This window comes from Kitasatospora sp. NPDC093550, from assembly GCF_044764985.1.
GTDB lineage: Bacteria > Actinomycetota > Actinomycetes > Streptomycetales > Streptomycetaceae > Kitasatospora.
This window is the reverse complement of sequence record NZ_JBIWJF010000037.1, coordinates 58,634-65,978: the sequence shown is the minus strand read 5'-3', so window position 1 is coordinate 65,978 and position 7,345 is coordinate 58,634. Positions and strand designations below refer to the sequence as shown.

General features: G+C 72.1%; 6 protein-coding genes. 5 read left to right on the top strand and 1 reads right to left on the bottom strand.

Annotation, left to right across the window (positions count from 1 at the left end; genetic code table 11):
- Positions 1-249: 249 nt before the first annotated feature.
- The 5 genes from ACIRD3_RS36085 (at position 250) to ACIRD3_RS36065 (ending at position 6,390) form a co-directional block, all read left to right on the top strand.
- Positions 250-1,473, top strand: coding sequence for an Ig-like domain-containing protein (locus tag ACIRD3_RS36085; protein WP_402225173.1), 1,224 nt, complete (start codon positions 250-252; stop codon positions 1,471-1,473).
- Positions 1,474-1,637: 164 nt separating this feature from the next.
- On the top strand, positions 1,638-2,879 hold the full coding sequence (locus ACIRD3_RS36080; protein WP_402225171.1) for an Ig-like domain-containing protein: 1,242 nt from the start codon (positions 1,638-1,640) through the stop codon (positions 2,877-2,879).
- 178 nt (positions 2,880-3,057) lie between these two features.
- Positions 3,058-4,272 (top strand): Ig-like domain-containing protein, encoded by a 1,215-nt coding sequence (locus ACIRD3_RS36075; protein ID WP_402225168.1) that lies wholly within the window; start codon positions 3,058-3,060, stop codon positions 4,270-4,272.
- 139 nt (positions 4,273-4,411) lie between these two features.
- Positions 4,412-4,957 (top strand): ATP-binding protein, encoded by a 546-nt coding sequence (locus ACIRD3_RS36070; protein WP_402225165.1) that lies wholly within the window; start codon positions 4,412-4,414, stop codon positions 4,955-4,957.
- A 494-nt stretch (positions 4,958-5,451) separates the two neighbouring features.
- A complete protein-coding gene (locus tag ACIRD3_RS36065; protein ID WP_402225163.1) occupies positions 5,452-6,390 on the top strand; it encodes a DMT family transporter in 939 nt (312 codons plus the stop codon).
- 27 nt (positions 6,391-6,417) lie between these two features.
- On the opposite strand, the gene ACIRD3_RS36060 is transcribed toward ACIRD3_RS36065, so the two are convergent.
- Complete coding sequence (locus ACIRD3_RS36060; protein ID WP_402225161.1) at positions 6,418-7,314, bottom strand: hypothetical protein; 897 nt, start codon at positions 7,312-7,314, stop codon at positions 6,418-6,420.
- Positions 7,315-7,345: the final 31 nt, after the last annotated feature.

Sequence of the window (7,345 nt, the reverse complement as noted above, 5' to 3'; positions counted from 1 at the left end):
GGCCGTTGGCAGTCTGAAAATCACCCGCAACGCCCCTCTCCGGGCCACCCCCTGCGCCGCCCCTTCCGCAGCACTCCCTCTCGCCTGGTCGGGTGAGGAGGGGGAGAGGGGAGGTGGGGTGAGGGTGAGGGGGTGGGTGGGGGTTGGGGTTGCTGTGTGGGTGGGGGTGGGTGGGGTGGTTGGCGTGTCTCCTGGTTGGCGGGGGTCGTTGTGTGGGGAGGTGGACGCGAAGAGTGGGAGGCCCCCGGGATGTGGCGCCGAGGACGGGTGTGGGCGCGGGGTGTGGCGGTGGGGGTGTGGTGTCTGGGGGTGCTGACGGGGTGTGGTGGCGGGGGCTCGGTGGGGGATGGGGTGGGCCCGGTGGAGGTGGGGGTGAGGACGGCGCCGGCCGTGCCGTCGCGGGCGGTGGTCACGGTGTTGCCGGTCGACGGGGTGCAGGACGTGCAGCCGGAGGGGGCGGTGCGGGTGAGTGTGGCGCAGGGGCGGTTGGTGTCGGTGCGGCTGGCGGACGGGAAGGGGGTGGAGGTGCCGGGCACGATCGGGCCGGACGGGGCGGGGTGGGTGCCCGACGGGCCGCTGCCGTTGGGGACGGCGTTCACGTTGGACGCGGTGGCGGAGGACGACCAGGGGCAGAAGGCGGCTCAGCACGCGGCGTTCTCGACGGTGGCCCGGGCGCACACCTTCGTGGCGTTCTTCACGCCGGAGGACGGGTCCACGGTCGGGGTCGGGATGCCGGTCTCGTTGCGCTTCAGCCGTCCGATCGCGGACCGGGCGGCGGTGGAGAAGGCGGTGCAGGTGAGTGCCGATCCGCCGGTGCCGGTGGCCGCGCACTGGTTCGGCAACCAGCGGCTGGACTTCCGGCCGCGGCAGTACTGGGCGGCCGGGACGAAGGTGACGGTGGCGCTGCGGCTGAAGGACGTGCAGGGGGCGCCGGGGGCGTTCGGGAGCCAGAACAGGGACCTGCACTTCACCGTCGGCCGGGCGCAGGTCTCGACCGTGGACCTGGACGCGCACACCCTGACGGTTCGGGCGGACGGCAAGGTGGTCCGGGTGCTGAAGGTCTCCGGCGGCAGCCCCGAGCACTCCACCTACCGGGGGGTGATGGTCGTGTCGGAGAAGTACAAGGTGACCCGGATGAACTCGCAGACCGTCGGCATGGGTGACGAGTACGACATCCAGGACGTCCCGCACGCGATGCGGCTGACCACCTCGGGAACGTTCCTGCACGGCAACTACTGGGCGGACCCCAAGGTGTTCGGCAGCGCCAACACGAGTCACGGCTGCCTCGGCCTGGCCGACGCCAAGGGCGGCACGAGCAAGGACACCCCGGCGGGCTGGCTGTTCGAGCACACCGTCCCGGGGGACGTGGTGGAGGTGAGGGCCTCGGCCGGGGACTTCGTGCCGCCGCAGAACGGGCTCAACGGCTGGAACCTCTCCTGGGAGCAGTGGGTGGCCGGGAGCGCGCTGAGGTAGGAGGTCTTCACGGTCGGTTCACCGGACTCCCCCGAAGGTTCATTCGAACGTCCCGGTTATCCTGCTCCGACGCGTCCGCAGACCGACGCGAATGATCGGCACCCGGTGCAACTCATCGGGGCACTCAACGCGTCATGAGAGTGGATACCGGGAGGGGAGAAACCGTGAAGACGGGTAAGACGGCCGGCGCCGCGATACGCGCCGGTGGGCGCAACGGGGCGATGGCGTTGGTCATGGGTGGGGTCCTGCTGCTCACGGCGGCCTGCAACGACGACAAGGGCGGGGGCGCCGGGGGGTCGGCCGGCTCCGCCGCGGCCAGTGCGCCGGCGTCAGCGGACGCGGGCGGTTCGGCGGCACCGAAGACCTCGGCCGCGGTGATCGCCGTGGAGCCGAAGGACGGTGCCCAGAACGTCCAGCCGAACGGGCTGCAGGTGTCCGTCTCCAACGGCAAGCTCAGCACCGTCGAGGTGACCGACAAGGACGGCAAGCCGGTCCAGGGCGCGATCACCCCGGACGGCACCGCCTGGAAGCCCGCGGCGGCGCTCACCGTCGGCATGGCGTACAAGGTGAACGCGCAGGCCAAGGACGCCGAGGGCCTGGTGGCGGCGTCCACCACGTCGTTCACCACGCTGACGCCGGAGAAGAAGATCTCCACCAACGACAACATCAGCGACGGCGCCACCTACGGCGTCGGCATGATCGTGTCGGTGGAGTTCAACAAGCCGGTCAAGAACAAGGACGCGGTGGTCAAGGGCATCAGCTTCGAGACCGCCGACGGCACCGTGGTCAAGGGCCACTGGTTCGGCGACACCCGGGTGGACTTCCGCCCGGAGCAGTACTGGAAGCCGGACACCAAGGTCACGATCCACTACCGGCTGAAGAACGTCGAGGTCTCGCCGGGCGTCTACGGCGACGTGGACAAGGACGAGCCGTTCACCATCGGCCGCTCGCAGATCTCCACGGCGGACGCCAAGTCGCACCAGATGACCATCGAGCGGGGCGGCCAGAGCACCACGGTGCCGGTCACCCTGGGCGCGGACGCCACGCCGTCCTGGGGCGGGACCATGGTGGTCATGTCCAAGGAGAAGGTCACCCGGATGAACTCGCAGACCGTGGGTCTCGGCGGCGAGTACGACATCCAGGACGTCCCGCACGCGATGCGGCTGACCACCTCCGGCACCTTCGTGCACGGCAACTACTGGGCGAACCCCTTCGGCAAGACCAACGCCAGCCACGGCTGCGTGTCGATGCAGGACGTCAAGGGCGGCAGCGACACCTCGGTGGCGGGCAAGTTCTTCAACGACTCGATGGTCGGTGACGTCATCAAGATCGTGAACACCAAGGAGAAGACCGTCGCGCCCTCCAACGGGCTGGGCGGCTGGAACGTGGACTGGGCCAACTGGTAGGCCCTACCCGGCACTCCAGTGGGTTTCACCGAGCGGCCCGATCCTCACCCGTTGGGGTCGGGCCGCTCGGATTTCCGGGGCGGGAAGCCCCTCGTGTGGCGCAACCTTTCCGGTGGCCGGGTGCGTGTACCCGGTCGGGTCCGTCGTGGGTTCGGGGATGTCAGAGGGAGGGATCGGCGTGAGGTCGATACGCAGAGTGGTGGCCGTCGGTCTGGTCGGCGGGGCGATGGCGCTCACCGCCGCGTGCGGCGGTGGTGACGGAGGCGGCAGTGCGGCCAAGGCCGACCTGGGGGCCGGCGCGGCCACCGCCAAGCCGGCGGCGGCGCCCACCGGCGCCGTGCCGAAGGTCTCGAAGGCCGCGGTGAGCATCGAGCCCGCGGCCGGCGCGGTGGACGTGGCGCCGGGCGCCCTCAAGATCGGCGCGACCGGCGGCAAGCTCACCACCGTCAAGGTGAGCGACAAGACGGGCAAGGAGGTCGCCGGCACCATCTCCGCCGACGGCGCCTCCTGGACGCCCTCGGCCGCCCTGGCGGTGGGCACCGCCTACCAGGTCAGCGCGATGGCGGCGGACGCGGACGGCGTGGTCGCCACGGCGGACAGCAACTTCACCACGCTGACCCCGACGGCGCTGGCCAAGGCCTCCGACAACGTGGACGACGACGCCACCTACGGCGTCGGCATGATCGTCTCGGTGAACTTCAGCAAGGACGTCAAGAACAAGGACGCCGTGGTCAAGGGCATCAGCTTCGAGACCGGCAACGGCACCGTGGTGAAGGGCCACTGGTTCGGCGACCGCCGGCTGGACTTCCGTCCGGAGCAGTACTGGGCCCCCGGCACCAAGGTGGTCGTGCACTACCGGCTCAAGAGCGTCGAGATCGCCCCCGGGGTGTACGGCTCCGACCGGGACGAGCCCTTCACGATCGGGCGATCCCAGGTTTCGACGGTTGACGCCGCCGCGCACCGGATGACGGTGGTGACCGCCGGGCAGTCGAACGACATCGACATCACCTCCGGCTCGCCCGAACACCCCACCTGGAACGGGACGATGGTGGTCATGGCCAAGGAGGGCGTGGTGCGGATGCAGTCCAGCACCCTGCCCGGCATGACCGGTGCGCCGTACGACCTGCAGGTGCCGCACTCGATGCGGCTCACCGACTCCGGCACGTACGTGCACGGCAACTACTGGAGCAACGCCTTCGGCGAGGACAACGTCAGCCACGGCTGCGTCGGCCTCAAGGACGTCAAGGGCGGTGGGGACTCCACCTCGATGGGGAAGTACTACGACGGCTCCCTGGTCGGGGACGTGGTGATCGTGAAGAACTCGACCAAGAAGGAGACGCTCGACCCGTCGAACGGGCTGAGCGGCTGGAACCTGCCGTGGAGCGCCTGGTAGGAGCCGTTGGGGGTCAACCCGGGCTTGACGTGAGCCGGTTCGGGTCGACCCCGCCATGCATCCGGCATATGCCGACCCGCGCGAGATCGTTTGCTCATTGTCCGTACGCGGCTGCTTGCGTTCCGCAATGATGGTCCGCATGGCGGGTTGGGGCGAAACAGATCAGTCATCGGTTCCCGGGGCCGGCACGGTCGCCGAGGCGTCCTGGAGCGACGTCCAGGGAGGGCTCTCGGCGCTGGAGCGGCTCAGCTCCGAGGAGCTGGAGGAGATGTATTCGGGCAGGCTGTGCGATCAGTCCTCGCCGAACGAGGTGCGGCTGCCGTCCCGGCCGGAGTCGGGCCCGGTGGCGCGCCGGCTGGTGCTCTCCGTCCTGGAGTCCTGGGACCTCCACCAGCACCTGGAGGCCGGGGAGCTGCTCACCAGCGAGCTGGTGTCCAACGCGGTGCGGCACGCCGCCGGTCGCACCATCGGTCTGCACGTCAGCCGCAAGCCCGGCTGGTTGCGGGTCGAGGTCCGCGACTCCTCCCGCGCGTTGCCCTGCATGATCCTCGCCGAGCCCAAGCCGGTGAACGAGCGCGGGCGGGGCCTGAAGATCGTCGACGACCTCTCCGACCGCTGGGGCGCGGACCTGCTGCCGCGGGGCAAGGGGGTCTGGTTCGAGCTCAAGGTGCGGGAGCGGGGCTGAGGGTGGCTCCGGAAAACACGCGGGGCCCCCGGTGTTCGCCGCGGTCCGGCGGATGGGGGCCCCTGCAAGTCATCGCGCCGGCCAAGGGGGTGCGTGCCGCGCGATGGGCGTCGGCAGTGCCAGGTCGGGCCCGCCGAAGTATGCCTTGACTATCGCACGGATCTCAGCATGTGGGCAAACTGGGCGGCTGGGAATCCAAGGTTTGTAACCTAGTTCACCTTTGGATATTGCATAGGTTCACGCCGATGCCTGTGAATATTCATGATCGTGGAGAATTCGCGACGTCGGTCACGGGGACCTGGGTAGCATCGGGCCCGTGGACCTCTACTGGCGCGTCGTGCTGCCACCCCTCGGCGCCTGACGGGCGCGCATCGGTGGCTCGACCCCCCGCCCCGCTTTCGGCCCGCTGAGGCCGCCACGGGGCTGTGACGTGCGTCCGTTCTCGGAACCCTGACGGTCTTCGACGACGGAAGTTCACGACTGTGCCGAATCGTTTGTCCGAGCCTGTGCGCTCGATCCCCGCTGCCCGGCCGCGCCGCGCCGCCCGCCGTACCCGCGTGCTCGGCGGACCGGTCCCGATCCTGGTGGCCGCGCTGCTCTGGGGCACCACCGGGACCGCCGGTTCGCTGGTGCCTGCGGGCGCCCCGGCGGCGGGCGTCGGGGCCGCCGCCCTGGTGCTCGGCGGGATGCTGCTGTTCCTCTCCGACCGCTCCGCCCGCGAGCTGCCCCGGGCGTGCGGGCCGGGCGAGCGCCGGATGCTCGCGCTCGGCGCGGTCGCGGTGACGGGCTATCCGCTCACCTTCTACCCGGCGGTGGCCCGGACCGGGGTCGCGGTCGCGACGGTGATCGCGCTGGGCAGCGCACCGGTGTTCACCGGGCTGCTCGGATGGCTCGCCCGGCAGGGGCGGCCGAGCGGGCGCTGGGCCGCGGCCACCGCGCTGGCCGTGCTCGGGTGCGCGGTGCTGGTGCTGGGCCCCGAACTCGCCGGGCACGGCGCCGCGGTGGACCCGCTCGGGGTGCTGCTGGCCTCGCTCTCCGGGCTCTCGTACGCGGTGTACTCGCTGATCGGCGGGCGGCTGATCGCGGCCGGGCGGCCGTCCGCCGGGGTGATGGGGGCGATGTTCGGCGGGGCGGCCCTGCTGGTGCTGCCGGTGGCGGCGCTGGGCCCGGTGGGGTGGCTGCTGTCGGTGCGGGGCGCGGGTGTCGTCCTGCACCTCGCCGTGGTCACCACCTACCTGGCGTACCGGCTGTTCGGCCACGGCCTGCGGCACACCACCGCGCAGACGGCCACCACGCTGACCCTCGCCGAGCCGGCCGTCGCCGCCGTGCTCGGCGTGCTGGCGCTCGGGGAGCGGCTGCCGGCCGTCTCCTGGTGCGGGCTCGCGGTGCTGGCCGGCGGCCTGGCCTTCCTCGCCCTGCCGGCCCGCCGGTAGGCGCCGCCCCACCCGGGGCCCGGCAGGTCAGCCGGTGGCCGCCGGGCACTGGGCGGCGAAGCAGAAGCCGGTGAGCTCCGCGTCCCGGAGGGCCTGGATCCCGGTGGGCCAGTCGGCCTCCGGGCCGGCCACCAGGAGCGCGTAGGCGGTGCCGCCGGGGCCGACGAGGACGTGGTCGACCGCGTGTCGGCGGGTGCCGGTCTCGGCGTTGTCGTAGGAGTACTCCAGCTCGGCGGCGCCGTCGGCGGTCCGCTCCAGGCGGACGCGGTGGTAGCCCGGGTAGGTCGCCGGATCGCTCGCCATGGCGGCGTCCGTGCCGGAGGCCTCCTCGAAGGGTGACCCGGTGCCCATCGCGAAGACCTGGACCAGGCTCCGTCGGTCGGGGCTGCGGTAGAACGTGGAGTTGTTCTTCTCCTCCCGCTGCCAGCCGTCCGGGACGAGCAGGGTGAAGCCGTTCCGGTCCTGGACCCGCTGGAAGGGCGGCCCGGTGGGGGTCGGGGTGGGGGTGGGGGTCGGGGTGGTGGGCGTGGGGGAGGGCGTCGCCGTGGTCGTGGGCGAGGGGGAGCCGGTGGCCGTGACCGGGGGTGCCCCGGTGAGGGTCGCCGTGCCCGTCGGCTCGGCCCCGTGGTCGTGCCGGGTCAGCAGGTACCCGCCGCCGCCCGCGAGCACGCCGAGGAGCGCCCCGGCGAGGGCGGCGACCAGCACCCGCCGGGACCCGGGCGTCCCGGCGGACGGCGGGCGCTCCGGCCGCTGGGCGCGGGGTGTGATCGGCGGCGGCTCGACCGGCTGGTACGGGGGCTGGTGCGGGGGCATCTGCGGGGGCAGCGGCGGCGGCTGCGGCGGGCGCGGTGGCGGGGTCGCTCCGCCCGCGGGCGGGTGCGACACCCACTGCTGGCTGTCCTTGTCCCAGTACGTGCCCGACATCCCTGCTCCCCCCGTGGTCTTCCGGCCCCGC

Bases quoted from the DNA above. Each gene is read 5' to 3' on its own strand.
- ACIRD3_RS36070 (WP_402225165.1), top strand. From the start codon at position 4,412: ATGGCGGGTTGGGGCGAAACAGATCAGTCATCGGTTCCCGGGGCCGGC.
- ACIRD3_RS36085 (WP_402225173.1), top strand. From the start codon at position 250: ATGTGGCGCCGAGGACGGGTGTGGGCGCGGGGTGTGGCGGTGGGGGTG.
- ACIRD3_RS36060 (WP_402225161.1), bottom strand. From the start codon at position 7,314: ATGTCGGGCACGTACTGGGACAAGGACAGCCAGCAGTGGGTGTCGCAC.